The sequence below is a fragment of the Wenxinia marina DSM 24838 genome, assembly GCF_000379485.1.
Classification (GTDB): Bacteria; Pseudomonadota; Alphaproteobacteria; order Rhodobacterales; family Rhodobacteraceae; genus Wenxinia; species Wenxinia marina.
In genome coordinates, this window is the sequence record NZ_KB902314.1 from 168,994 (window position 1) to 193,930 (window position 24,937).

The 24,937-nt window shown below is 72.0% G+C and carries 26 protein-coding genes and 1 pseudogene; 15 read left to right on the forward strand and 12 right to left on the reverse strand.

All coding sequences use genetic code 11. The features are described 5' to 3' along the window. Nucleotides 1–101 precede the first annotated feature (101 nt). Complete coding sequence (locus tag A37W_RS0119005) at nt 102–1,316, reverse strand: FAD-dependent monooxygenase (RefSeq protein WP_018304642.1); 1,215 nt, start codon at nt 1,314–1,316, stop codon at nt 102–104. Nucleotides 1,317–1,401: 85 nt separating this feature from the next. Between A37W_RS0119005 and A37W_RS0119010 the strand changes: the two genes are divergently transcribed. The 3 genes from A37W_RS0119010 to A37W_RS0119020 all read left to right on the forward strand — a co-directional run bounded on the left by A37W_RS0119010 (nt 1,402) and on the right by A37W_RS0119020 (nt 8,227). Further along, nucleotides 1,402–2,730, forward strand: coding sequence for an amidase (locus tag A37W_RS0119010; RefSeq protein ID WP_018304643.1), 1,329 nt, complete (start codon nt 1,402–1,404; stop codon nt 2,728–2,730). A gap of 1,014 nt (nt 2,731–3,744) precedes the next feature. Then, complete coding sequence (locus tag A37W_RS0119015; protein ID WP_018304644.1) at nt 3,745–4,920, forward strand: aminotransferase class I/II-fold pyridoxal phosphate-dependent enzyme; 1,176 nt, start codon at nt 3,745–3,747, stop codon at nt 4,918–4,920. A 13-nt stretch (nt 4,921–4,933) separates the two neighbouring features. Next, nucleotides 4,934–8,227, forward strand: a complete 3,294-nt coding sequence (locus A37W_RS0119020) for a DNA translocase FtsK (RefSeq protein WP_018304645.1) — start codon at nt 4,934–4,936, stop codon at nt 8,225–8,227. Nucleotides 8,228–8,337: 110 nt separating this feature from the next. On the opposite strand, the gene dps is transcribed toward A37W_RS0119020, so the two are convergent. Further along, nucleotides 8,338–8,817 (reverse strand): DNA starvation/stationary phase protection protein Dps, encoded by a 480-nt coding sequence (gene dps, locus A37W_RS0119025; protein WP_018304646.1) that lies wholly within the window; start codon nt 8,815–8,817, stop codon nt 8,338–8,340. 246 nt (nt 8,818–9,063) lie between these two features. On the opposite strand from dps, the gene A37W_RS0119030 reads away from it, so the two are divergent. Both A37W_RS0119030 and A37W_RS0119035 read left to right on the forward strand, forming a co-directional pair. Then, the gene (locus A37W_RS0119030; RefSeq protein WP_018304647.1) at nt 9,064–9,675 is read left to right on the forward strand and encodes a LolA family protein; all 612 of its coding nucleotides are present in this window, start codon (nt 9,064–9,066) and stop codon (nt 9,673–9,675) included. Nucleotide 9,676: 1 nt separating this feature from the next. Next, a complete protein-coding gene (locus A37W_RS0119035; RefSeq protein ID WP_018304648.1) occupies nt 9,677–10,066 on the forward strand; it encodes a VOC family protein in 390 nt (129 codons plus the stop codon). 4 nt (nt 10,067–10,070) lie between these two features. On the opposite strand, the gene A37W_RS0119040 is transcribed toward A37W_RS0119035, so the two are convergent. Both A37W_RS0119040 and A37W_RS22480 read right to left on the reverse strand, forming a co-directional pair. After that, nucleotides 10,071–10,655 carry a transglycosylase SLT domain-containing protein gene (locus tag A37W_RS0119040; protein ID WP_018304649.1) on the reverse strand — a complete coding sequence of 195 codons (585 nt, stop codon included), beginning with the start codon at nt 10,653–10,655 and terminating at the stop codon, nt 10,071–10,073. A 68-nt stretch (nt 10,656–10,723) separates the two neighbouring features. Then, a pseudogene (locus tag A37W_RS22480) lies at nt 10,724–11,604 on the reverse strand (AEC family transporter). 84 nt (nt 11,605–11,688) lie between these two features. Here A37W_RS22480 and hspQ point away from each other — a divergent pair. The 4 genes from hspQ (at nt 11,689) to lpxK (ending at nt 14,616) form a co-directional block, all read left to right on the forward strand. Next, nucleotides 11,689–12,015, forward strand: coding sequence for a heat shock protein HspQ (gene hspQ / locus A37W_RS0119050; RefSeq protein ID WP_018304650.1), 327 nt, complete (start codon nt 11,689–11,691; stop codon nt 12,013–12,015). A 123-nt stretch (nt 12,016–12,138) separates the two neighbouring features. Beyond that, nucleotides 12,139–12,381 carry a DUF4170 domain-containing protein gene (locus tag A37W_RS0119055; protein ID WP_018304651.1) on the forward strand — a complete coding sequence of 81 codons (243 nt, stop codon included), beginning with the start codon at nt 12,139–12,141 and terminating at the stop codon, nt 12,379–12,381. Nucleotides 12,382–12,394: 13 nt separating this feature from the next. Further along, nucleotides 12,395–13,597, forward strand: coding sequence for a 3-deoxy-D-manno-octulosonic acid transferase (locus A37W_RS0119060; protein ID WP_018304652.1), 1,203 nt, complete (start codon nt 12,395–12,397; stop codon nt 13,595–13,597). Continuing rightward, nucleotides 13,597–14,616 carry a tetraacyldisaccharide 4'-kinase gene (gene lpxK, locus A37W_RS0119065; RefSeq protein WP_018304653.1) on the forward strand — a complete coding sequence of 340 codons (1,020 nt, stop codon included), beginning with the start codon at nt 13,597–13,599 and terminating at the stop codon, nt 14,614–14,616. The genes A37W_RS0119060 and lpxK overlap by 1 nt, the downstream gene beginning before the upstream one ends. Nucleotides 14,617–14,636: 20 nt before the next feature. On the opposite strand, the gene A37W_RS0119070 is transcribed toward lpxK, so the two are convergent. Both A37W_RS0119070 and A37W_RS0119075 read right to left on the reverse strand, forming a co-directional pair. After that, on the reverse strand, nt 14,637–15,347 hold the full coding sequence (locus A37W_RS0119070) for a DsbA family protein (protein WP_018304654.1): 711 nt from the start codon (nt 15,345–15,347) through the stop codon (nt 14,637–14,639). Between the two features lie 49 nt (nt 15,348–15,396). Continuing rightward, nucleotides 15,397–15,900, reverse strand: coding sequence for a DUF721 domain-containing protein (locus A37W_RS0119075; RefSeq protein WP_018304655.1), 504 nt, complete (start codon nt 15,898–15,900; stop codon nt 15,397–15,399). A gap of 70 nt (nt 15,901–15,970) precedes the next feature. Here A37W_RS0119075 and mutY point away from each other — a divergent pair, with 70 nt between their 5' ends. From mutY to A37W_RS0119090, 3 genes are all read left to right on the forward strand, one after another. Further along, nucleotides 15,971–17,023 (forward strand): A/G-specific adenine glycosylase, encoded by a 1,053-nt coding sequence (mutY, locus tag A37W_RS0119080; protein WP_018304656.1) that lies wholly within the window; start codon nt 15,971–15,973, stop codon nt 17,021–17,023. 49 nt (nt 17,024–17,072) lie between these two features. Further along, nucleotides 17,073–18,224: an alkane 1-monooxygenase gene (locus A37W_RS0119085; RefSeq protein WP_018304657.1), complete on the forward strand. Its 1,152-nt coding sequence runs from the start codon at nt 17,073–17,075 to the stop codon at nt 18,222–18,224. Nucleotides 18,225–18,333: 109 nt separating this feature from the next. Beyond that, nucleotides 18,334–18,759, forward strand: coding sequence for a PACE efflux transporter (locus tag A37W_RS0119090; protein ID WP_018304658.1), 426 nt, complete (start codon nt 18,334–18,336; stop codon nt 18,757–18,759). Here A37W_RS0119090 and A37W_RS0119095 read toward each other — a convergent pair. From A37W_RS0119095 to petA, 5 genes are all read right to left on the reverse strand, one after another. After that, entirely contained in the window at nt 18,750–19,373 is a 624-nt protein-coding gene (locus A37W_RS0119095; protein ID WP_018304659.1) for an FMN-binding negative transcriptional regulator, read from the reverse strand. The two genes, A37W_RS0119090 and A37W_RS0119095, sit on opposite strands and share 10 nt — an antisense overlap. Next, nucleotides 19,373–19,861, reverse strand: coding sequence for a GFA family protein (locus A37W_RS0119100; protein ID WP_018304660.1), 489 nt, complete (start codon nt 19,859–19,861; stop codon nt 19,373–19,375). The genes A37W_RS0119095 and A37W_RS0119100 overlap by 1 nt, the downstream gene beginning before the upstream one ends. Nucleotides 19,862–19,973: 112 nt before the next feature. Beyond that, nucleotides 19,974–20,888 (reverse strand): cytochrome c1, encoded by a 915-nt coding sequence (locus A37W_RS0119105; RefSeq protein WP_018304661.1) that lies wholly within the window; start codon nt 20,886–20,888, stop codon nt 19,974–19,976. Between the two features lie 20 nt (nt 20,889–20,908). After that, entirely contained in the window at nt 20,909–22,252 is a 1,344-nt protein-coding gene (locus tag A37W_RS0119110; RefSeq protein ID WP_018304662.1) for a cytochrome b, read from the reverse strand. Nucleotides 22,253–22,265: 13 nt separating this feature from the next. Continuing rightward, nucleotides 22,266–22,850 (reverse strand): ubiquinol-cytochrome c reductase iron-sulfur subunit, encoded by a 585-nt coding sequence (gene petA / locus A37W_RS0119115; RefSeq protein ID WP_018304663.1) that lies wholly within the window; start codon nt 22,848–22,850, stop codon nt 22,266–22,268. 175 nt (nt 22,851–23,025) lie between these two features. On the opposite strand from petA, the gene A37W_RS0119120 reads away from it, so the two are divergent. The 3 genes from A37W_RS0119120 (at nt 23,026) to A37W_RS0119130 (ending at nt 24,582) form a co-directional block, all read left to right on the forward strand. Beyond that, nucleotides 23,026–23,436, forward strand: coding sequence for a GFA family protein (locus A37W_RS0119120; RefSeq protein ID WP_018304664.1), 411 nt, complete (start codon nt 23,026–23,028; stop codon nt 23,434–23,436). Next, nucleotides 23,414–23,839, forward strand: a complete 426-nt coding sequence (locus A37W_RS0119125; protein ID WP_018304665.1) for a GFA family protein — start codon at nt 23,414–23,416, stop codon at nt 23,837–23,839. Before A37W_RS0119120 ends, A37W_RS0119125 begins: the two co-directional genes overlap by 23 nt. 92 nt (nt 23,840–23,931) lie before the next feature. Beyond that, a complete protein-coding gene (locus tag A37W_RS0119130) occupies nt 23,932–24,582 on the forward strand; it encodes an outer membrane beta-barrel protein (protein WP_018304666.1) in 651 nt (216 codons plus the stop codon). Between the two features lie 90 nt (nt 24,583–24,672). Here A37W_RS0119130 and A37W_RS0119135 read toward each other — a convergent pair. After that, the coding region (locus A37W_RS0119135; RefSeq protein WP_018302275.1) for a transposase at nt 24,673–24,937 on the reverse strand (265 nt) is incomplete at its 5' end.

Here is a 24,937-nt window from a genome sequence, read left to right on the forward strand (position 1 = left end):
CGGAACGGAGGGGCTGGCGGCACTTGAGGCCTTCGGTGGCTTCAGGAAAGGACGCGGGACATCTCGGCCCGACCGGAATGTGCGCCGGGCCGTCTCGACCCCTATCGCATCAGCCGCGGCAGCTCTCCGGTCAGCCCGGCCGCCTCGCGGATCGCGAGGCGCCGCAGCCACGGCACCCCGCCGACCACGCCCAGCCCGACGTCGCGGACCGCGCGCAGGATCGGATTGTCGTTCGAGAACAGCCGGTTGAACCCGTCCGTCGCCATCGCAAGAGCGGCCGTGTCGAACCGCCGCCACCGGGCGTAGCGCTCCAGCACGTCCTCCGCCCCGACATCCTCGCCCCGCGCCCGCGCGGCGCCAAGCACCTCGGCGAGCGCCGCCACATCGCGCAGGCCGGCGTTCAGGCCCTGCCCGGCGATCGGGTGCACCCCGTGCGCGGCGTCCCCGACCAGCGCCACCCGCGCAGCGGCGAAGCTCTGTGCCAGCGACAGGCCGAGCGGGTAGCCGAAGCGCGCGCCCTCCGGCGCGATCTCTCCCAGGAACGAGCCGAAGGCGGGCCGCAGCGCGTCGAGGAACGGCGCGTCGTCCAGCGCAAGCAGATCGGCCGCCCGGCCCTCGCGCTCGGACCAGACGATCGACGAGCGCCGGCCGGCGAGCGGCAGGATCGCCAACGGCCCCCCCGGCATGAAGAACTGGTGCGCGATTCCGCCGTGGTCCCGCTCGTGCGCCACCGCGCAGACGACCGCCGTCTGGCCGTAGCCCCACGCGGTGCGCCCGATGCCCGCCCGCTCCGCCACGCCGCTCGACCGTCCGTCCGCGCCGACCAGCAGCGCCCCGGTCAGCCGCCGGCCGGAGGCCAGCGTCACGGACACGCCGCCCGGCCCCACCTCCTGCGACGCCACCGTCTCGCCCGACAGCGTCGTCACGTCCGGCGCGGCCTCCATCGCGGACAGGAGCGCCGGGCGCAGGTGTCGGTCCTCGACCATGTGGCCCATCGGGCCTTCCTCGATCTCGGCGTGGTCGAAATGCATCCAGAACGGCGACGGCCCTTCGCCGGCACGGCCGTCCGAGACCTTGATCTCCAGGATCGGCTGCGCCTCCGCGGCGACCCGCTCCCACAGGCCCAGATGCGCCAGCAGCCGCCGCGACGCGATGGCCAGCGCATAGGCCCGTCCGTCGAAGTCCGCCGCCGCCCGCGCTGCCGCCGGCTGCGCGTCGATCACGACCGACGACAGGCCCTCGCCCGCGAGGGCCAGAGCCAGCGCGGGGCCGTTGAGGCCGCCGCCGACGATCAGGATATCCGCATCATGGGCCATTGGGGCGGACTATGGTCCGGGGGCCGGGATTGTCCATGGGGCGCGGTGCCGCTACGCCTTGGGTCGGGCACCGGGGAGAGGCGAGATGGACGAGTGGCGGCAGGCGAGTGCGGCGGAGCTCGGCCGCGGCATCGCGGCGGGCGGGATCGATCCCGAGGCGCTGGCCGAGACGTTCCTCGACGCCATCGGCGCCCATCCCGAGGCGTCCCGCATCTACGCCCGCGCCACGCCCGACCGCGCCCGCGCCGAGGCCAAGGCCGCCGCTGCCCGCGCCCGGACTGGCACCCGCCGCGGCCCGCTCGACGGGGTGCCGCTGTCGTGGAAGGACCTGTTCGACACCGCCGGCATCGCGACCGAGGCGGGGACCGCGCTGATGAAGGACCGCGTGCCGGATGCCGACGCGGCCGTCCTGCGGACCGCGACGCTCGGCGGGTCGGTCTGCCTCGGCAAGACGCACCTCAGCGAGATCGCCTTCTCCGGCCTCGGCTACAACCCCATCACCGCCACCCCGCCGAACCGGCACGACCCCGACGCGGTGCCCGGCGGCTCGTCCTCCGGCGCCGCCGCGTCGGTGGCGTTCGGCCTCGCGCCCGCCGCCGTCGGCTCGGACACCGGCGGCTCCGTCCGCGTGCCCGCCGCCTGGGCCGACCTCGTCGGCTTCAAGCCGACCCACGCCGCGCTGCCGCTCACCGGCGCCGTGCCGCTCTGCACCTCGTTCGACACGATCGGACCGCTCTGCCGCAGCGTGGAGGATGCGGGCCTGATCTTCGCCCTGCTCGCCGGGCGCCGGGTGCCCGACCTGCGCGGGGGGTCCCTCGACGGCGTCCGCCTCGCCGTGCCGGAGGCGCTGGTGATGGACGACCTCGACCCGTCGCCCGCCGCGGCGTTCGATGACGCCGTCGCGCGGCTGGAGGCGGCGGGGGCGACGATCGTCCGCCTGTCCGTGCCGATGGTCGCGCCGGCCTACGACCTTGCCGGCATCCTCTATTCCGCCGAGGCGTGGGCGTGGTGGCGCAGCCGGATCGAGCCGTCGCCCGGCGTGATGTTCTCCGAGATCCACGAGCGGGTCTCGGCCGGGGCAGGAGTGAGTGCCGCCGACTTCGTCGCGGGGTGGGACCGCCTGCGCGAACTGCGCCGCGACTGGACCGCGGCGACCGGGGGCGTGGACGCGGTCCTCTGCCCCACGGTCGCCCTGATGCCGCCGAAGGTCCGGGACATCGCCGGCGGCGGCGACGCCTACAAGGCCGCCAACCTCAAGACCCTGCGAAACACCCGCCTCGCCAACCTCTTCGGCCTGCCGTCGGTGACGCTGCCGACCGGAACGCCCGCCTGCGGCCTGATGCTGAACGGCGTGGCGGGGTCCGACCTGCGGCTGCTGCGCCTCGCGGCGGCGGCGGAGAGGGGGCTGGCCTGAAGGGCGACGTCCGGATAGGGACGTCGGAGGCACGGAGGTCGCCTCCCCCCCCGATGAACCCGCCCCGGGCTCGACCCGGGGCCTCGACGTTCTGGCGCTCTGACTCGCGAGGTCCCGGGTCAAGCCCGGGACGGGTTCCCTGGGGGGTGGAGCCCTAGCGACGCCACCCCGCCCGGAATCAGCCGCCTGGGAAGATGCTCGAAGTCATGCGGGGGTGGAGGGATCGACCGCCCTCACCGCCGCGTCCGGGCGTCTGCCTGCGCCGGACGCCGCCCCTCCGGTTCCGTTGCGTCTGCGTCGCGATGGCGCCGCGCGGCGCTGCCTCGTGGGCCCTTCCGCCCCGTCGTCCCGAAAGTCACAACCCCGCGCAAGTCCGCCGGGTCAAGCTCGGGACGGGTGCCAAGCCACCCCGCCCGGAATCAGCCGCGCAAGCGGCCCGGGCAGCGTCTGGCCGCCCCCCGGCCAGACGCTTCCTCGCCGCCTGGAAGACGATCGAGGTCATGCGGGGGAGGGGGAATAAACCGCCCTTACCGCGGCGTCGGAGCGTCTGCCCGCGGCCAGACGCTGCCCTCCCGTCGTCCCTGCGCAGCGTCGAAGCGTCGGGGTCCCGGGTCAGGCCCGGGACGGGTGTACGTCCGGACCCGACCGTTTCGGCTCCCCCGCCCGGAACAGCCGCGCGAGCGGCCCGGGCAGCGTCTGGCCGCCCCCCGACCAGACGCTTCCTCGCCGCCTGGAAGACGATCGAAGTCATGCGGGGGAGGGGGAATATGCCACCCTTGCCGCCGCGTCCGGGCGTCTGCCTGCGCCGGACGCCGCCCCTCCGGTCTGTCGCGCGTGCGTCGCGATGCGCCGCGCGGCGCTGCCGCGCGGCCCCTCCCGCCCCGTTGTCCCGAAAGCCACAAGCCCGCGCAAATCCGCCTCTTTTTCTGGACACTCCCGCCCCCGGCACTCTACTCTCACCCCCAAAGCGGGGCGTCACGATCCCGCGCCAGAGGCAGTAGCAGGACCCCGCTCGTGTTCCCGACCCGGTTCGCGGACCTCCCCGATTATGCGTTTCCGCGACTGCGGAAGCTGCTCGACGTCCACGATGCGGGCGGCGAGCCGATCGCCATGACCATCGGAGAGCCGCAGCACCCGTTCCCGGAATGGATCGGCGACATCCTCGCCGACTCGGTGGAGGGATTCGGCGCCTATCCCCCCAACGAGGGCACGCCGGAGCTGCTGGCCGCGATCGCCGGCTGGCTGACCCGCCGTTATTCCGTCGTTCTCGGCCCCGACCGGCTGATCGTGCTGAACGGCACCCGCGAGGGCCTCTACAACGCCGCGATGGCGCTGTGCCCCGAGACCAAGAACGGCGCCCGGCCCGCGGTCCTGATCCCGAACCCGTTCTACCAGGTCTATGCCATCGGCGCGCTGTCCGTGGGCGCCGAGCCGGTCTACGTCCCGGCGACCGAGGCGACCGGCTTCCTGCCCGACTACGCGTCGCTGCCGAAGGACGTCCTCGACCGCACCGCGCTCGCCTACGTCTGCTCGCCCGCGAACCCGCAGGGCTCGGTCGCGGACGCCGCCTACTGGACCGAACTGCTGACCCTCGCCGAGCGGCACGATTTCACCATCCTCGCCGACGAGTGCTATTCCGAGATCTACCGCGACGCCGCCCCGACCGGCGCTCTGGAGGTCGCCCGCGACATGCGCGCCGACCCCGAGCGGCTGGTGGTCTTCCACTCGCTGTCCAAACGGTCGAACCTGCCGGGCCTGCGCGCGGGCTTCGCCGCCGGCGGGCCGCAGTCGATCGCGCGGATGCGCCAGCTGCGGGCCTATGCGGGTGCGCCGCTGCCGCTGCCGCTGCAGAAGGTGGCCGAGAAGGTCTGGGCCGACGACGGCCACGTGACCGAGAACCGCGCCCTCTACGCGCAGAAGTACCGCGAGGCGGACCGCATCCTGAAGGGCGTGGACGGCTACCGGCCGCCGCCTGCGGGCTTCTTCCTGTGGCTGCCGGTGGAGGATGACGAGCAGGCGGCGCTCAAGCTGTGGACCGAGACCGGCGTCCGGGTGCTGCCCGGCGGCTATCTCGGCCGCGACACCGGGGACGGCAACCCCGGCAAGAAATTCATCCGGGTCGCCATGGTGGCCCCCACGCAGGAGATGGCCCGCGGGCTGACGCTCCTGCGCGACTGTCTATACGGGTAGGAACGAGGCGACGATGGCGTACCAGACGAGGGGACGGGACCCGCTGATCGACAGCTCCATGCAGGCGGCGATCGAGAAGCGCGGCAAGGAGCTGATCGGCCTGGCGCTGATCGGCGCCGCCTGCCTCTGCGCCGCGATGCTGGGCAGCTACACGCCGGACGATCCGAACTGGCTGCTGGCGTCCGACGCGCCGGTGCAGAACTGGCTCGGCCGGTTCGGCGCGTCGATGTCCCACCCCCTCATCATGATCGTCGGCCGTGCCGCGTGGCTGGTGCCCCTGCTGCTGGCCGCCTGGGGCGTGCGCCTCGCCGGCCACTGGGGCGAGGAGCGGGCGCTGGGCCGGGTGATCTTCGCCCCGATCGCCGTCGCCCTCGGCGCGGTCTACGGCGCGACGCTGACGCCCGGCGTCGACTGGCCGCACTCGTTCGGCGTCGGCGGCCTGTTCGGCGATACCGTCCTGTCCGTGATCCTTACCGTGCTGCCCTTCGGCGCCGGGATCGCGGCCAAGCTGATGAGCCTGATCGCCGGGCTCGCGATGCTGACGGTCCTCGCCTACGCGCTGGGGTTCACCAACCGCGAACTCAAGCTGGGGGTCCGCTGGATCCTCTACGGGATCATCGTCAGCTACGACCTGACGCTGCGCCTCATGGGCCGCACCGCCGACCTGTCGGGCCGCGCCGCCCGCGAGGTGCAGGGTCGCGTCGCCGACAAGATGGCCGAGCGCCGCGCCGTCGCCGACGAGCGCCGCGCCCGCATCGCCGAGGAGCAGGCGGCCGAGCGGCTGGTGCCGATGCCGCACGAGCGTCCCCGCCCCGCGGCGGCCGAGGCGGCCCGCCCCGCGTCCCGCGCCGCCGCGGTGATCCGCCACGAGCCGGTCATGCCGCCGGGCTATCAGCCCGCCGCCCAGGATTCCGTCCCCGCCGCCCGCATTGCGGCGCCGGTCGCCGAGCGCGCGGCCTCTCCCGCGCCGCAGCCCGCGCGGCCGGCGGGTCAGCCGCGCATGGCTGCGCCCAAGATGCCGCCTGCCGCGCCGCTGGCCGCGCCCGCCCGCGCGATGGAGCCCGAGGCGCCGCAGCCGCGCCGTTTCCTGTCCGGCCTGTTCGGCCGCGGCGAGGACGAAGGGCCGCGCATGCCGGTCCCGGAACTGCCCGAGAGCCCCGAGCGCGCCGCCCAGGTCGACGCGCCCGACGGCGAGCGCATCCGCGACCGGATCGCCAGCGCCATCCGCGCCCGGCAGCAGCCGGTCGAACCCCCTCCGCCTCCGGTGGCGGAGCGGCCCCGGGGCCCCCGGCCGCTGATCCTCGACACCACGCGCCCGCGCCTGCGCGGCGAACCCCCGCTCGCCGCCGCCCGGACGGAACCGGCGCTGACCGCGCCGCGGGCCGAGCCGACCTTCGCCGGCTCCCGCGCCGAACCCGCCCTGACCGCCTCCCGCGCCGAGCCGCCGCTCACCGGCCCGTCCCGCGCCGCCCCGGCGCGCCGCGCCGCGCTGCCGCCGGCGCCGGACTGGAACGCCGCGCCCTATACCGAGGACGACATCCTCGACGCCGGCGATGGCTGGATGCCCGAAGACCCGGCGCCGCAGCCGGCCCTCACGGCCACGCCGCTGTTCGAGACCGAGGACGATCCGGCCCCGCCCCCGCAGGCCGCGCCGCAACCGATGCCGCGCGCCCCCGAGGCGCAGCCGCGCAAGGCCGTCGTCCATACCGGCGCCGCCCGCCCCGCCCCCTCCGCCCGCGCGAAGGCCGAGGCGCAGCCCAAGCTGCCGCTGGAGGACAAGTTCGCCGACTACGAGATGCCGCCCCTCAACCTCCTCGCCGACCCGGCCGAGGTGCAGCGGCACCACCTGTCGAACGAGGCGCTGGAAGAGAACGCGCGGATGCTGGAGTCCGTCCTCGACGATTACGGCGTGAAGGGCGAGATCGTCTCGGTCCGTCCTGGCCCGGTCGTCACCATGTACGAGCTGGAGCCGGCGCCGGGCCTCAAGGCCTCCCGCGTGATCGGCCTCGCCGACGACATCGCGCGGTCGATGTCGGCCCTCTCCGCCCGCGTCTCGACGGTGCCCGGCCGGTCGGTCATCGGGATCGAATTGCCGAACGCGAACCGCGAGAAGGTCGTCCTGCGCGAGATCCTGTCCGCCCGCGACTTCGGCGACACGCAGATGAAGCTGCCCCTCGCCCTCGGCAAGGATATCGGAGGCGAGGCGGTCGTGGCGAACCTCGCCAAGATGCCGCACCTGCTGATCGCCGGCACCACCGGCTCGGGCAAGTCGGTGGCGATCAACACGATGATCCTGAGCCTCCTCTACCGGCTGACGCCGGAGGAGTGCCGGCTCATCATGATTGACCCCAAGATGCTGGAGCTGTCGGTCTACGACGGCATTCCGCACCTCCTGTCCCCCGTCGTCACCGACCCCAAGAAGGCGGTCGTGGCCCTCAAATGGGTCGTGGGCGAGATGGAGGAGCGCTACCGCAAGATGTCCAAGATGGGCGTGCGCAACATCGACGGCTACAACGGCCGGGTGAAGGAAGCGCTGGCCCGCGGCGAGTGCTTCGAGCGCACCGTGCAGACCGGCTTCGACGAGGACACGGGCGATCCGATCTTCGAGACCGAGGAGATCGTGCCCGAGGCGATGCCCTACATCGTCGTCATCGTCGACGAGATGGCGGACCTGATGATGGTCGCGGGCAAGGAGATCGAGGCCTGCATCCAGCGCCTCGCCCAGATGGCGCGGGCCTCCGGCATCCACCTCATCATGGCGACGCAGCGGCCCTCGGTGGACGTCATCACCGGCACGATCAAGGCGAACTTCCCGACCCGGATCTCCTTCCAGGTGACGTCGAAGATCGACAGCCGCACCATCCTCGGCGAGCAGGGGGCCGAGCAGCTCCTCGGCATGGGCGACATGCTGTACATGGCCGGCGGCAGCCGCATCACCCGCGTCCACGGGCCCTTCTGCTCGGACGAGGAGGTCGAGGAGATCGTGACCTTCCTCAAGGGCTTCGGCCCGCCGGACTATGTCGGCGGCGTGGTGGAAGGCCCGGACGAGGACCGCGAGAACGACATCGACGCGGTGCTGGGACTCGGCGGTGGCGACGGCGGCGCGACGGGGGACGAGGCGCTGTACGACCAGGCGGTGCAGATCGTCGCGCGCGACCGCAAGTGCTCCACCTCCTATATCCAGCGCAAGCTGGCGATCGGCTACAACAAGGCCGCCCGCCTGGTGGAGCAGATGGAGGAGCAGGGGGTCGTCTCGGCCTCGAACCACGTCGGCAAGCGCGAGGTCCTGGTGCCGGAGCCGCACTGAGCCACGATTTCCGCGCGGAAATCGTGCACGGAAATCACGCGATTTTCCGTGCACCCAACGGCATAGGCCGGGACACTGCCCCGGCCTTCTGCCGTCCGAAGTCGGATACCTTACGGCTTGGCGTTCGCCCCGATGAACCAGGCGTCCTTGTCGAGCTGGCGGCTCACCTCGGTGAACAGATCCTCGGTATCGCTGTCGCCCGCGTCGCCCGCGGCCTCGATCGCCTTGCGGACCTTCTCGCCCTGGTCCTTGAACAGATCGGTCAGCGTCCTGACGTGGACGGCGATGTCCTCCTCCTCGGTCGGGTAGGCCTTCAGCGTCGCCTTCTCCGCCACCGCCTCGGCCGTGCCGTGGGGAAAGCCGCAAAGGGTCGTCACCCGCTCGGCCATCAGATCCGCGCCCTCGCGCAGGCGGTCCGCCACCTCGTCCAGCAGCTCGTGCACCCCGATGAAGCCGGGCCCCTTCAGCGTCCAGTGCGCCTGCTTGACCGCGAGGGTCAGGGCGATCTGGTCGGCGAGCCGCTCGTTGAGGATCTCGCAGACCTTGGTGCGGGTCTGGGCGGACAGGCCGCCGGCAAAGTTCTCGGGCATGGGGGTCTTCCTTGCATTGTCGTCAGTCCGGGGCGGGAGACCCCGTCGCGGGCAGAACGGCGGCGGCTCCGCCCGGTTCCGGCGCGGCTCGCGCGCAGTGCGCCGGAACCCCGGCAGGGACGAACGGTTATCGCCCGGCCACGGGGGTGTTATCGTCTAGCCGAGGGTTTTCCGGCACGACGCCCCATATCCCCGGGACACAGCGCCGGCAGGGCCGGCCCCCGACGACCGAAAGGCACCGACACGATGTACCGACGCCACCTTCTTGCGCTTCTCGCGGCTGCGCCGCTCGCCGCCGGCCTCGCCGCGCCCGCGCATGCCCAGCAACTGTCGCTGAACGAGATCTCGGCCTACCTGAACGGGATGCAGACCGCGACCGGCGGCTTCACGCAGATCAACGCGGACGGAACGATCTCCACCGGCACCGTCTACATCAAGCGGCCTGGCCGCGTCCGGTTCGAGTACAACCCGCCCGAGCGCGCGCTGACCGTCGCCGGCGGCGGCTCGGTCGCCGTGTTCGACGGCCGCTCGAACGACAACCCGCAGCGCTACCCGCTGAACACGACGCCGCTGTCGATCATCCTCGCCCAGAACGTGAACCTCGGGCAGGCTAACATGGTCACCGGCCACACCTCGGACGGCACCACCACGACGGTGACGGCGCAGGACCCGGCGCACCCCGAATACGGCTCGATCCAGCTGAAGTTCACCGCCAACCCGGTCGAGCTGCGCCAGTGGGTCATCACGGACGACACCGGCACCCAGACGACGGTGATCCTGAACGACCTGCGGACCGGCGTCTCGGTCGGCGACATCCTGTTCAACATCCAGGCCGCGACCCGCAACTGGAACGGTTGAGGTGGCCCGCGTCGAGCATGTGGCGCTGTGGACGCGCGACCTGGAGGGCCAGGCGGCCTTCTGGGCCGACGTCTTCGGCGCCACGCTCGGCCCGGTCTACGAGAGCCGGAACAGGCCCGGCTTCCGCTCGGTCTTCGCGACCCTGCCCGACGGGCCGCGGCTGGAGCTGATGACCGGCCCGTGGGTCGGGGCGGCCGCCACGACCGAGGACGAGGGCTGGGCCCACGTCGCCGTGGCGCTGGGCGACCGGGCGGCCGTGGACGCGGCGGCGGCCCGGATGCGGACCGCCGGCCGACTCGTTTCGGGCCCGAGGGAGACCGGCGACGGCTACTACGAGGCGGTCATCCGCGCGCCCGGCGGCTGCCTCGTCGAGATCATGGCCGACTTCTGAGACCTCAGATCCGGCCGCAGCGCCTCAGCTGCGTGTCGTACAGCACCGCCCGCGCCTCCAGCTCTCCCGCGACGCGCATCAGCCAGGCCTTGGCCCGGTAGCTGCCGTTGCGATAGCCGGTGCGCCCCTCATGATAGGCGAGGTACTGGTTGCGGGTGTCGTGCAGCGGGATACCCAGCTCCTGCAGGGTCTGCCGCATGTACCAGCCCATGAAATCGGTGGCGTCGTCGATGTCGTCGCGCTGGGCCCGCGGGGCGGGCCGCATCCGCTGATACTCTTCCCAGGTGCCGTCCAGCGCCTGCGAATAGCCGTAGGCCGACGATTGCCGGCCGATCGGAATCACCCCCAGCGCGAACTGGTGCGGGGTGCGGGCGTTCCCGATGAATTTCGATTCCTGATAGATCATCGCCATCAGCACGGGCGTCGGAACGCCCCATTCCCGCTGGACCGCGCGGAACGCCCGCGCGTAGTGCGGCCGCTGCTGCAATATCGAACAGGCGTCGTCGAGGTTGCGCGGGGCCTCGAAGTTCCGTGACCCGCACGAGGCCACGAGCAACATCAGGACCGCGGCGCGAAGGAGTCTGCTCATCTGCCTCTCGCTCGTCGCGTTATGTTTTTCTGGCATCCTAGCCGAAACCGCGCCGCGAGGAAACTGAGTCAGAGCAGGACGGCGAGAAGCAGCGGTAGTCCTGCGACAGAGACGGCGGTGGAGGCGACGACGAGGCCGGCCACCGCCTCGGCATCGGCGCCGTACTTCTCGGCCAGCAGGTAGGACGTGACCGCCACCGGCGTCGCGATCTGCAGCACCAGCACCCCGTGCGCCACCGGCGACAGGTCGAACGCCCGGCCGACGGCCCAGGCGATCCCCGCCGCCGCCACGGCCTTGATCAGCGACAGGACGACCGACCACCCGATCCGCCCGGCCGTCAGCCGCGCGACCGCGACGCCCAGCGTCATCAGCATCATCGGGATCGCCATCTGGCCCACCAGCTCGATCGTGCGGGTCAGCGGCTCGGGCGTCTGCCAGCCTCGCCACAGGAACAGCGAGCCGGCGAGCGTGGCCCAGACCAGCGGCTCGCGGACCATCGCCCCGGCCCGCCGCCGCCGGCGACCAGCCACAGGCCCAGCGTGAAGCTCAGCACGATGGACACCGCGAAGATCGCCACCGCGAACCCCAGCCCCGCCGCGCCGAACGCGAACAGCGCCATCGGCAGGCCGAGATTTCCCGTATTGCCGAAGATCAGCGGCGCGAGGTACGTCCGCCGGTCCAGCCCGGCCACCGCGACGAGGAGGCCCATCGTCACCGCGAGCCCGCCATGCGCCGCGAGCGCGGCCAGCGACACCGCCGCCAGGTCGCCCGGGTCCACCTCGGTCTGCATCAGTGCCGCGAAGATCAGGCAGGGCAGCGACAGCGTCATCGACAGCCGCGTGACGAACTCCACCCGGTAGTCCAGGCCCGCCCGTGCCCATGCGAAGCCCGCCCCGGCCACCAGAAATACCGGCAGCGTCACGGAAATCACCGTCCAGACGAGGTCCACAGACTGTTTCCCCTGCTTTTCGGGCCCAACCGTGGACAGACGGCCCCCCCGGCGCGTATGAACGGCCGAGGGGCACTTATCCATATGCTGAAGACGCGCGCCAAATTTCACATCGGACAGGTGGTGCGCCATCGCAAGCACCCCTTCCGGGGTGTGGTCTTCGACGTGGACCCGACCTTCTCGAACACCGACGAATGGTACGAGGCGATCCCGGCGGAGAGCCGGCCGGCCAAGGACCAGCCGTTCTACCACCTGCTCGCCGAGAACGACCAGAGCTACTACGTCGCCTACGTGTCCGAGCAGAACCTGATCGCCGACTATTCCGGCGAGCCGGTCGATCACCCCGACCTGCCCGACCTGTTCGGCCCCATGGAGGACGGCAGCTACCCGCTGCAGCTTCAGCTGAACTGACGCGGGCCGCCCCGTTCGGGCCTGCACGGCCACCCGGGTCCATCGCCTTTTCCGGGCTCCCTTGCCCCCCTCCGGCCCGACCCTTAGGTTCCGCCCGACGTCCCCGGACCCGGAGCCACACCCATGACCCAGCGCCTGCACCTCGTCTTCGGCGGCGAGCTGGTGGACCCGCAGAAGAGCGCGTTCGCCAACGTGGACGACATCCACATCGTCGGCATGTTCCCCGACTACGAGAGCGCCTACGCCGCCTGGAAGGCCGAGGCGCAGCGGACCGTGGACGACGCGCACATGCGCTACTTCATCGCCCACATCCACCGCCTCCGCGACGAGGAGCAGCCGGCCTCGCCGACCGAGGAACTGGGCTGACGCCCTTCCTCTCATGGCGCTGACCCGCTCGCTGTCTCTCGCCGCCTACCTCGCGCTGCGCCGGGGCGGGACGGACGGCGAGAATGGCGGAAGCGCGCCGCCCCGGCCCGATGGTCCGCTGGTCTGGATCCATGCGACGACGCCCGGCCGCGTCGCCGCCGCCGCGGTGCTGAACGCCCGGCTCGCGTCGGCCGCGCTCGACGCCTCGGTCCTCGTCACCGCGCCGCCGGGTCCCGTGCCGGCGCCCGAGGGCCTGCGGCTCGAGGCCGTGCCGCAGGATCTGCGGGCGTCGGCGCGGGCGTTCCTCGACCATTGGCGCCCCGACCTCCTCGTCTGGCTGGGGGGCGAGCTGCGGCCCGCGCTCCTCAGCGAGGCGGGAGAGGTCCGCCGCATCCTCGCCGACGTCCGCGGCGACGAGGTGGGGGTGGAGGGGGGCAGCTGGCTGCCGGGCCTGACGGGGGCGCTGCTCGACGGGTTCGTGCGCGGCTTCGCGGCGGATGCCGGCGCGGCGGCCCGGCTGCGCCGCGCCGGAATGTCGGCGGACCGGATCCAGGTGACCGGCCCCCTCGATGCCGCGCTGCCCGCGTTGCCCTGCTCCGAGCGCGACCGTGCGGATCTCGCCCACGCGCTGGGGACGCGGCCGGTCTGGCTGGCCGTCGGCCTGCCGCCGGACGAGGTGCCCGCCGTCGCCGCCGCTCACCGCGCCGCGGGTGGGCGGACGCACCGCCTGCTGTTGATCGCCGTACCCCGGACCGCGGAGGAGGCCGAGGACATCGCGCACCGCCTGCGGCGCGAGGGGCTGACCGTCGCCGACCGCGCCCAGGGCGAAGAGCCGGACGACACGGTCGCCGCCTACATCGCCGAGGGGCCGTCCGAGCTGGGCCTGTGGTACCGCCTCGCGCCGGTGACCTACCTCGGCGGCACCCTGACGGGCGGCGGCTGCCGCACGCCGTACGAGGCGGCGGCGCTGGGCTCGGCGCTGCTGCACGGGCCCGACACGGCGCCCCACGGCGCCGAGGTGGCGCGCCTGCAGGCGCGCGGCGCCAGCCGGCTCGTGGCCGACGTGGCGGGTCTCGGCCGGCAACTGGAAGAGCTGCTGTCGCCGGACCGGGCCGCCGCGCTGGCCCACGCCGCCTGGGACGAGGCGACCCGCGGGGCCGAAGCGGCCGACCGCCTGTTCGGCCTGATCCGGGACAGCCTCGACGAGGTCGCCTGATGCGCGCGCCGCGGCACTGGGCCGCCGACCCGGCCGCGCCGGGCCTGCTGCCGCGCCTTCTGGCCCCGCTCGGCGCGCTCTACGCCGCCGGCACCGCCCGGCGGGTGGCGCGGGGACCGGGTCATCGCGCAGGCGTGCCGGTGATCTGCGTCGGCAACCTCAATGCCGGCGGCACCGGCAAGACGCCGACCGTGATCGCGCTGGCGCAGCGCCTGACGGAGAGCGGTGTGGACGTCCACGTCGTCTCGCGCGGGCACGGCGGCCGGCTGGCCGGGCCGGTGCGGGTCGATCCCCTGGCTCACCAGGCGTCGGAGGTGGGGGACGAACCGCTGCTCCTGTCGGCCTTCGCGCCGGTCTGGATCGCCCGCGACCGCGCGGCCGGCGTCTGCGCCGCCGAGGCGGCGGGCGCGGGGGCGATCCTGATGGACGACGGGTTCCAGAACCCGGCGGTGGCCAAGGATCTGAGCCTCGTCGTGGTCGATGCGCAAGTCGGATTCGGCAACGGCCGGACCATTCCCGCCGGCCCCCTGCGTGAGCCGGTCGCCGCCGGCCTCGCCCGCGCTGACGCCGTCCTCTCGATCGGCGGACCCGAGGCGCAGACCCGCTTCGCCTCCCGCTGGGGCGCCGCTATGGGCGGCCTGCCGCACCTGACCGGCCGGCTGGAGCCGCTGGCGACCGGCATGCCCTGGCAGGGGATGCGCGTCCTCGCCTTCGCCGGCATCGGCCACCCGGAGAAGGCCTTCGCCACCTTGCGCGGCCTTGGCGCAGACATCGTCCGCGCCGTCCCTCTCGCCGACCACCAGCCGATCCCGAAAGCCCTGTTCGCGCGGCTGGAGGCGGAGGCGCGCGCCGTCGGCGCCCAGCTGGTCACGACCGAGAAGGACGCGGTGCGCCTGCCGGCCGAGGCGCGGGGGCGGGTGCTGACGGTGCCGGTGCGGCTGGTGGCGGAGTGGGGCGCCTTCGGCGCGGCGATGGACGCGCTGATGCAACGCAAAGGGGCGCCCGAAGGCGCCCCCTGATCCGGTCCCGAAGCGGCGGCCTACTCGCCCGCCGGCTCCTCGTAGCCCACCTCCTCGAGCCGCGCGTCCAGCAGCGCGGCAAGTTCGTCGTAGGCCATGTTCGAGTACTTCTCGTCGTCGATGAACAGCGTCGGGGTGGAGTTCACCTCGTACTCCTCGGCGTTCTCCTGATACCAGGTGTACAGGGTCTGGGCCATCGTGCCGTCGTTCAGGCACGCGTCCAGCTGCTCCTGATCGATGCCGGAGGTCAGGCCGATCCGGCGCAGGTTGTCGGCGATGGAGCCGAGGTCCCCCGAGCCCGCCCACTCGCGCTGGGTGTCGTACAGCGTGTCGGCGATGCCGAAGAACCGCATGTCGCCGCCGCAGCGGGCGACCATCGACGCCCACAGGCCGGGGCGGTCGAAATAGACCTCGCGGTAGACGAAGCGGACCTTGCCGGTGTCGACGTAGTTCTCCTTGATCTGCGGCCACTGCTCGGCGTGGAAGGCGGCGCAGTGCGGGCAGGTGAAGGAGGCGTACTCGGTCAGCGTCACCGGCGCGTCTGGATCGCCGAGGACCATGTCCTCGATGGTCGAGGTGTCGATCTCGGCGGCGTCCGCCTCCTGCGCCATCGCGGCGCCGGGCAGGACCTCGGTCTGGCCGAGCGCGGTTTCGGCCGGCCGGGTCAGCATCCAGGCGCCTCCGGCGGCGAAGGCGACGCCGAGGGCGGCGGTGGCGAGATAGGTCTTCATCTGGCGGGTCCTCGTCAGTCTGGTCGGCGCCGGCGCCCGGAGGGGCCGGTCAGGGCTTGCGCAGCACTTTGGTGCCCAAGGCCTCGAGCGCAAGTCGCAATTGCGTGTCCGTCACGTGCCCGGTCAACTCCGCCGCCTCGGGCGAGCGGTCGGGCAGGGGGGGCGGCGGCGGCGCGGCCCGCGCGAAGCGCGCCTGCCCCTCGGCGAAACCGGTCGGCGCGGTCTGGGTGATCCGGATGCGGGCGATGGCGCGGTAGCCGTAGCAGGCGTTCACCTTCTCCTGCAGCTGCGGCAGCTGCATCTCCAGCATCGGCGCCTGCGCCCCCGTCGTCAGCAGCGTCAGCGTCGCGCCCATGCCGCCGCGGGCATAGCTGACCTCGACGGGCCGGCAGATCGCGGCGGTCGCCTCGCCCACGATCTCGGCCCAGTGGGTCAGGAGGCGGCTCTCGGCGAAGCCGCGCGATTCGGACGCCTTGCGCACCCGCCCCTCCAGCAGGCGCGAGGCGGCGGCGAAGCCGTAGGTGGTCGTCTCTCGTCGGCGCTGGTCTGTCATCGCGGGGCAGGATACTCCATCGCCCCGCGGCAGGGCCAGCCGGGGGCCGCGAGATAGCTGTGGAGAACCCGTGAGCCTTCCCGACGACCTCCTCGCCTGGTACGACCGGCACGCCCGTGCGCTGCCGTGGCGGGTGCCGCCGGATGCGCGGCAGTCCGGGGTCGCGCCCGATCCCTACCGGGTCTGGCTCTCCGAGGTGATGCTGCAGCAGACCACCGTCGCCGCCGTGCGCGACTACTTCCGCCGCTTCACCGAGCGCTGGCCCACCGTCGAGGCCCTCGCCGCCGCGGACGATGCCGACGTGATGGCCGAATGGGCGGGCCTCGGCTACTACGCCCGCGCCCGCAACCTGCTGAAATGCGCCCGGGTCGTGACCGCGCAGCATGGCGGGCGCTTCCCCGACACCCGCGAGGGCCTGCTGACCCTGCCGGGCGTCGGGCCCTACACCGCCGCCGCGATCGCCTCGATCGCGTTCGACCGGCCGGAGACCGTGGTCGACGGCAACGTCGAGCGGGTGATGGCGCGGCTGCACGACGTCCATACGCCGCTGCCGGCCGCCAAGGCCGAGCTGACGGCCCTCGCCGCCGCCCTGACGCCGCAGGAGAGGGCCGGCGACTACGCGCAGGCGGTCATGGACCTCGGCGCGACGATCTGCACCCCGCGCTCGCCCGCCTGCGGCATCTGCCCCTGGCGCGAGCCGTGCCGCGCCCGCGCCGAGAGGACGCAGGCAGAGCTGCCGAAGAAGGCGCTGAAGAAGTCCAAGCCGGTCCGTCAGGGCATCGCCTATGTCGGCCGCCGCGCCGACGGCGCTTGGCTGCTGGAGACGCGGCCGCCGGAGGGATTGCTGGGCGGGATGCTCGCCTGGCCGACAACCGCGTGGGCCGAAGGCGCGCCCGAGCCCGCCCCGCCGGCCGAGGCCGACTGGCAGGATCTCGGCGCCGAGGCGCGGCATACCTTCACCCATTTCCACCTGCAGCTGGCGATCCGCGTCGCCGATCTCCCCCACTCCGCCGTCCCGACCCGCGGCGAGTTCCTGCCGCACGATCGGTTCCGCCCCGCCGCGCTCCCGACGCTGATGCGCAAGGTCCACGACCTCGCCCGCGCGACGTTCCGTCCCGATTGAAACCGCCCCCCCGTCGCCCTTACGTTGGGGCGGGGCAGAAAGGCGAGCGATGAGCGTCGAGACCGACACCCCCCTCCTGACCCCGACGGGCCGCCTCCGCGCGGCTCTGCCGTTCTGGGCGTCGCTGGGGCTGATCCCCCTGGTCTGGCTCGCAGCCGCGAAGGGCGGGTTCTTCATCGCCCTCGTGCCGCTCTCCACCTGGTGGCTGTTCATCGCACTCGACGCCGCGCTCGGCACGAACCCGTCCAACCTCGACCCGCAGACGGAAGAGCGGCAGCTGCGCTGGTACCGCCTGGTCACGCTTGTCTGGACGCCGCTGCAGCTGCTGACCGTCTACGGCGTGCTCTTCTGGCTGAGCCGCAGCGACCACCTGACGGCCTTCCAGGAATGGGCCGTCTTCGCCGCCATCGGCATCCTGTCGGGCACCATCGGCATCAACTACAGCCACGAGCTGATGCACCAGCGGAACCGGGGCGAGCGGTGGCTGGCGGACATCCTGCTCGCCTCGGTCCTCTACTCGCACTTCCGGTCCGAGCACCTGCTGGTCCACCACCGCCATGTCGGCACCCCGCGCGACCCGGTGACGGCGCGCTACGGCGAGGGGTTCTGGCGGTTCTTCCCCCGCGTCCTGCGGCAGAGCCTCGCCTCGGCGTTCCATGCCGAGGCGGCGATGCTGGCGCGGAAGGACCTGCCGTGGTGGCACCGGCGCAACCCGTTCTGGCGCTACTGGGCGCTGCAAGGGGGCTTCCTGCTGCTGGCGCTGCTGATCGGCGGGGGGTGGGGGCTGTTCCTGTTCCTGACGCAGGCCTTCTGGGCAATCTTCCAGCTGGAGCTGGTGAACTACGTCGAGCATTACGGCCTGACCCGCCGGCACCTCGGCGACGGCAGGTACGAGCACGTCCTGCCGCGCCATTCCTGGAACGCCGACCACCAGGCGTCGAACTGGCTGCTGATCAACCTGCAGCGCCATTCCGACCACCACTACAAGCCCGACCGCCGCTTCCCCTTGCTGCAGACCTACGCCGACGAGGAGGCGCCGCAGCTGCCCTACGGCTACCCGGTGATGACCCTCGCGGCGCTTGTGCCGCCGCTCTGGCGACGGGTGATGAACCCGCGCGTCCGCGCGTGGCGGGCGCGGCATTATCCCGACATCACCGACTGGCGGCCCTACAACAAGGCGCTGAACCCGCCGCCGCGTTAGGCCTTGCGGCCCGGGCGGGGGCGCATAGTTAGGCCCCGAAAGGCGGGGACGGCCCCGCGCCCGGGAACGGGAGCCGCCAGCGGGACGGCCCGGCAACTGAGGGGCCCCCATGCGCCGCACCGCAGATCGAATCCGCTACGCCGTCAGCTTCGAAATCATCGGGCTTCTTCTCGTCGTGCCGCTGGGCGCGATCGCGTTCCATCATCCGGTGGACGAGATCGGGGTCGTCGCCATCGTCGGCGCGACCGCGGCGACGGCGTGGAACTACGTCTACAACCTGATCTTCGACCGCGCGATGCAGCACCGGCTGGGCCACACCGCCAAGACGCCCGCGCTGCGCGTCCTGCATGCCGTGCTGTTCGAAGCGGGGCTGCTGGCGCTGCTGCTGCCGTTCATCGCGTGGTGGCTGGGGATCGGGCTGGTCGAGGCGCTGGTGATGGATCTCGGCTTCGCCGCCTTCTACCTCGTCTACGCGTTCGTCTTCGGGTGGATCTACGACCTCGTCTTCCCGATTCCCGCGGCCCGTCAGGCCTGACCGGCCCGCATCAGCGCGGCGAGCGCGTCCAACTCCATGCCGAAGGTCGAGGCGGCGGCGGCGTCCGCCGCCCGCAGGCGCACGCCGTCCGGCTTGTTCTGCGACAGCTTCCATGTGCCCTCGACCGACGCGACGGTCAGCCGGCACGGCACGATCTGGCGCATCAGCTTGTGGACGAGGGCCTCGGGCATCTTGTCCATCGTCCACGGCCGCTTCGGCGCGAGCCGCGCCTCGAAGGCGGCCGACTGGGCGTCCAGCAGCGTCCGCATCTCCGCCTCGGGCCGCAGCTCCAGCGTGCCGCGCAGGTGGACGGCGACGTAGTTCCACGTCGGCACCTGGTCGGCCACGCCGTACCAGTCCGGCGAGAGGTAGCCGTCCGGGCCGGACACGGCGAGCAGCGCGGGCACCGGGCCGTCCCGCAGGGCCCGGGCAAGCGGGGTGGAGCGGACGAGGTGCATGCCAGCCTGCGCGCCCGCCTCGTCCAGCGCGAACGGCACGTGCGACGCGAGGGGGCCGTCGGGACCGTTTGCCGTCAGCAGACCGAAGGCCCTGTCGCGGGCGAAGGCGAGGTTGCGGGTGCGGTCGTCCGGCCGGAAAGCGGGATTGGGGTGCATCAGCCCGCCTCCTGCGCCGCCGCCGCCGCGCGGTCCAGCACCGACTGCCTCCGGGCGAGCGCCTCCGCGGGCCACAGCTCGCGGCGGTCGTAGTACTCCGCCATCGCCGGCACGCCGTCCGGCAGGATCACCCAGGGCTGCTTGCTGGCGGTGAAGATGTGGATATCCGGTGGGCAGGCGCCGGGCGCGTCCAGCGTGCCGACGCGGACGAAGCGGAACAGCGGGCCGGCGCCGGCATAGACGCTCCACAGCGCCACGCGGCAGGTCGGGCAGCGGGCGATGTCTTGGCCCCTGCCGCTGGCGGACGGGGTGCGGATCACCTCGGGCGTGCCGGCCTCGATCTCGACCGCTTCGGTCTCGATCAGCGCGTTCATCACGAAGGCGCTGCCGGTCTCGCGCTGGCACCAGCGGCAGTGGCAGGCATGGACAAAGAGCGGCGGGCGGGTCAGGCGGTAGGCGACCTCGCCGCAGGTGCAGCGGCCGTGCATGGGGCTCCTCCAGCCGGGGGCGACGGTGCGAGCCTTGCCGGGCGGACGGCGGCCGCGCAAACGAAAAGCGCCGCCCCGGGGGGCGGCGCCTGTCGATCCCCTCAGGGCAGGATCAGTGCTTGCCCTTGTGCGGCGCCCACAGGCGCTTGTTCGCGAGGTAGAGCAGCACCGACAGCACGACCAGGAAGATCACGCCCTGCAGGCCGCCGGCCTTGCGCGCGTTCAGGTGCGGCTCGGCCGCCCACATCAGGAACGCGGCGACGTCCTCCGCCTCGTGGTGGAGCTCGGTCGAGTGGCCGTCCGCGAACTCCACGTCGTCGCCGTACAGCGGCTGCGGCATCGCGATCCAGCTGCCGGGCACCTGGCGGCCGACCTCGACCAGCTCGGTCGTCGTGGTGACGTTGCCGTCCTCGTCGGTGACCTCGGTCTCGACCTCTTCGAAGATCTTGCAGCTGTCGGGATAGCCGCCCGCGGTGAAGGCCGAGTTGTAGTAGCCCTCCATCCCGGCGTCCGCGGCGCATTCCGGCTCTTCCTCGTAGGCGACCAGCAGGGTCGCAACGTATTCCGGGCCGCCCATCCCGTAGAGGAACTGGTTGATCCCGAGGCCATAGGGCCCGTGGAACCCGGCCCGCGCCTTCGCCATCAGGCTGAGATCCGGCGCGTTGGACAGCGACGATTGCGGGAATCGGTCCGCCGGCGTGGCGAGACGGTAGTCGCCCTCGCCGTCGTTCAGGGTCTCGTCGTAGATCTCGTAGTACTGGGCATAGGCGCGCATCTGCTCTTCCGGCAGCATCGGCCCGCCTTCCTCGGAGAGGTTGCGGAACGACACGTATTCGAGGCCGTGGCAGGCGGCGCAGATCTCGGTGTAGATCTGCAGGCCGCGCTGCAGCTGCATCTGGTCGTAGCTGCCGAACGGTCCCTCGAACGAGAAGTCGAAGTCCTCCACGTGGCCGCCGCTCTCGGCGGCCAGCGCGGCCCCGCCGAGGCCGAGGGCCAGGGCGGCGGACAGGGTGAGCGTCTTGATCATCGTCGGACGTCCTTCTCGTCTCATTCCGCCGGTCCGGCGAGCGTGTGCGTGCCGCCGGTCTGCGCGTTGTAGTGGGCGGCGAAGTCCTCCTCGATCGTGGCCGGCGGCGTCAGCGGCTTCTCGAAGACGCCGAGCAGCGGCAGGACGACCAGGAAGTAGCCGAACCAGTAGGCGGCGCCGATCAGTGCGATGTAGGGGTAGATCCCCTCCGCCGGTTGCGCCCCGACCCACATCAGCACGATGAAGTCGACCACCAGCAGCGCGAACCACCACTTGAACATCGGCCGGTAGCGGCCCGAGCGCACCGACGAGGTGTCGAGCCACGGCGCCAGCGCCATCACGATGATCGCGCCGAACATCGCCAGCACGCCGAAGAACTTGGCGTCGATGATGCCGAAGCTGATCCAGTTCGCGAAGATCACGACCCAGACGTCGGCGGTGAAGGCGCGCAGGATCGCGTAGAACGGCAGGAAGTACCATTCGGGCACGATGTGCGACGGCGTGGCGAGCGGGTTCGCCGGGACGTAGTTGTCCGGGTGGCCCAGGTAGTTCGGCATGAAGCCGACGACGGCGACGAAACCGACCAGGATGATCGCCAGCGCGAACAGGTCCTTGATCACGAAGTACGGCCAGAACGGCAGGGTGTCCTTCGCCGCCTCCTCCTTCGAGCCGCGCCGCACCTCGACGCCCGTGGGGTTGTTGTTGCCGGTGGAGTGGAACGCCCAGACGTGGACCATCACCAGGCCCGCGATGATGAACGGCAGCAGGTAGTGCAGCGAGAAGAAGCGGTTCAGCGCCGGCTGGCCGACCGCGCTGGCGCCCAGCAGCCAGGTCTGCAGCGCGTCGCCGACGAACGGGATCGCGCCGAACAGGCCGGTGATCACCGCGGTGCCGTGGAACGACATCTGCCCCCAGGGCAGCACGTAACCCATGAAACCGGTCGCCATCATCAGGATGTAGATCAGCATCCCCACGATCCACGTCACCTCGCGCGGGGTCTTGTAGGAGCCGTAGTAGAGGCCGCGGAAGATGTGGATGTAGACCGCGAAGAAGAACAGCGAGGCGCCGTTCATGTGGAAGTAGCGGATCATGTGCCCGCCGTTCACGTCGCGCATGATGTGCTCGATCGAGGCGAAGGCGAGGTCGACGTGCGGCGTGTAGTGCATCACCAGCACCACGCCGGTCGCGATCTGCAGGACCAGCGCGAACACCAGGACGATGCCCCAGATCCACATCCAGTTCAGGTTCTTCGGCGTCGGGATGAACAGCGTGTCGTAGAGCAGTCCGAGAACGGGGAGGCGGCTGTGCAGCCAGCGCTCGCCGCCGGTCTTCGGCTCGTAGTGATCGTGCGGGATACCGGCCATCGGGCGCTCCTCCTCAGCCGAGCTGGATGGTGGTCTCGTCCACCCAGGACGCGACCGGAATGGGAAGGTTGCGCGGCGCGGGCCCCTGGCGGATCCGGCCGGCGGTGTCGTAGTGGCTGCCGTGGCAGGGGCAGAACCAGCCGCCGAAATTGCCGCTCTCGCCAAGGGGGACGCAGCCGAGGTGGGTGCACACGCCCGACATCACCAGCCAGGGCGAGGTCTCGCCCTCGGCCTCGCCACCGAAGGGCGGCATCGAGCGGTTCGCGTCGGTCGCCGGCGCCTCGCCCTCGAGGTTGGCGTTCTCGGCCAGCGGGTCGCTCAGGCTGCTGACGTCGACCGACTGCGCGGCCTCGATCTCGTCGGGGGTGCGGTAGCGGATGAAGACCGGCTTGCCCTGGAACAGGACCGTCAGCTGCGTGCCTTCGGTCACGCCCGAGACGTCGACGCGGATCGAGGACAGCGCCCGCACGTCGGCGGACGGGTTCATCTGGTTGACCAGCGGCCAGACGGCGGCGCCGGTGACGACGGCGCCGGCCCCGGCGGTCGCGTAGAAGATGAAATCCCGGCGCGTGCCTGCGGGGTGGTCGGCGTCTGACATGGGCCCTATCTCTCCGTCCTGTCCGGGCCGGCATGCGGCCCGCGCGAATAAGTCGGGCCGCGGGCTGGGCCGCGGCGCGTCGGGCGCTGTTTAGCCACGAATATCCCTAGCGTCCAGCGGACAAAGGCGCGCACTTGTGTCACATCGGAGGCGTGACGGAGCGCGAGGGAAAGCCATGATCGAAGGACGATGCCTGTGCGGCGCCGCCGGCTGGCGGCTGGACGGCGATCCCGAGGGCACGACCATCTGCAACTGCTCGATCTGCCGCCGCTACGGTGCGATCTGGGCCTACGGCCACCTCGGCCAGGAACTGACGCCGTGGGGCGAGACGGCGGCCTTCGCCACCGGCGAGAAGAGCTGCGATTTCCACCATTGCGCGGTCTGCGGCTGCGTCACCCATTACCTCGCGCGGTGGTCCTACGAGGACGGCCGGACTAAGTGCGCCGTGAACCTGCGCATGGCGGACGATCCGCAGGCGATCCGCGATCTGAAGATCTTCCATTTCGAGGGCGCGATCTCGATGGAGGATGTCGTGCCGGACGAAACCGGGACGGTGGCCCGCCATGTCCGCGACCTCTGGCTCTGACATTGAGGGCCGCTGCCTGTGCGGCGCCTGCGGCTGGACCTACCGCGGCCGGCCGGATCACGCGACATCCTGCAACTGCGGCGCCTGCCGGCGCTACGGCGCCTTGTGGGCCTACGGCTGGATCGACGAGGAAATCGCCCTGACGGGGGTCAGCCGACCCCATGTCCGGCCGATCGAGGACAGCGGCCTGGCCTTCCATCACTGCCCCACCTGCGGCTGCCTGATGCATTGGACGGGCCTCTCGCCGCACGAGGACGGGCGCACCCGGGCGGCGGTGAACCTGAGGATGGCGACGGACCCGGCCGCGGTGCGGGGCGTGCGGGTCCGGCTGTTCGACGGCGCGGACAGCTGGACGGCGCCGGAGGGGCTGCCGGAGAGGACCGTCGGCGACTACTGGCTGTGACGCGGCGCCCGGAGAATCGTGATCGCGCCGCCTCTTGCTTCTCGGCTCAGGCGGCATACGCTGATGCAAGACCACTCACGGCCGGCGGACCCATGTTGCGTACCATTGCCCTCGCGGCTTCCTTCGGGGCCTTGCCCCTTTGCGCCTCGGCGGAGCTGAGCTTCAGCCTGTATGGCGGCCTGCAGAGTTCTCCCCACTCCGGCCTGACGGTCGAGGGCGACCGCGTCGTCCCCGACACCGACGTGACCGCCGGGTGGGAGGGACGATCGACCGATACGCCGCCCTACTACGGCCTCCGCGCGACCTGGTGGGCGAACGACCGCCTCGGCTTCGGCCTCGACGTGAACCACACCAAGGTCTACGCCGACGACGAGACGCTCGCCGAAACGGGCTTCGACCGGCTGGAATTCTCGGACGGCCTGAACATCGTCACCGCCAACGCCTACTACCGCTGGCCCGGCGCGCTGGGGCAGCTGACGCCGTATGTCGGCGGCGGCGTCGGCGTCGCGATCCCGCACGTGGAACTGACGTCCAACGGCAGCGAGACGTTCGAGTACCAGATGACCGGCCCAGCCGTCGCCGCGATCGCGGGAGTCGAGTACGACGTCAGCGACAGCGTCTCGGTCTTCGCCGAGTACAAGGGCACCTACTCGATGAACGAGGCGGAGCTCGAGGATGGCGGCACGCTCGAGACCGACATCGTGACGAACGCGGTGAACGTGGGCGTGAGCTTCAGCTTCTGAGGCGAGGCTCTGGGTTGCGCGAGGCCCCGGCTCAAGGCCGGGGCGTGCTCCAGTGTCTCCCGCCCCGGGCCTGACCCGGCAACTGTAACCTCAGGGGTTGGCTGTCGCGTAGTCCTTGGCGTCGCGGAGCATGGCGTTGAGGACGGTGAGGAGCTTGCGTGCGACGGCGATGATGGCCTGCTTGGGACGCTTTCCGGCGGCCTCGAGGCGGGCGCGGAAGGCGGCGAAGGCAGGGTCCCGGCGCGAGGCCTGCAGGCCGGCGAGGTAGAGCAGCGAGCGGATCACCGGTCGGCCGCCGGCGATCCTGCGGGGCGGGCTGCGCATCCCGGAGTCGCGCGCGACCGGCGCCAGTCCC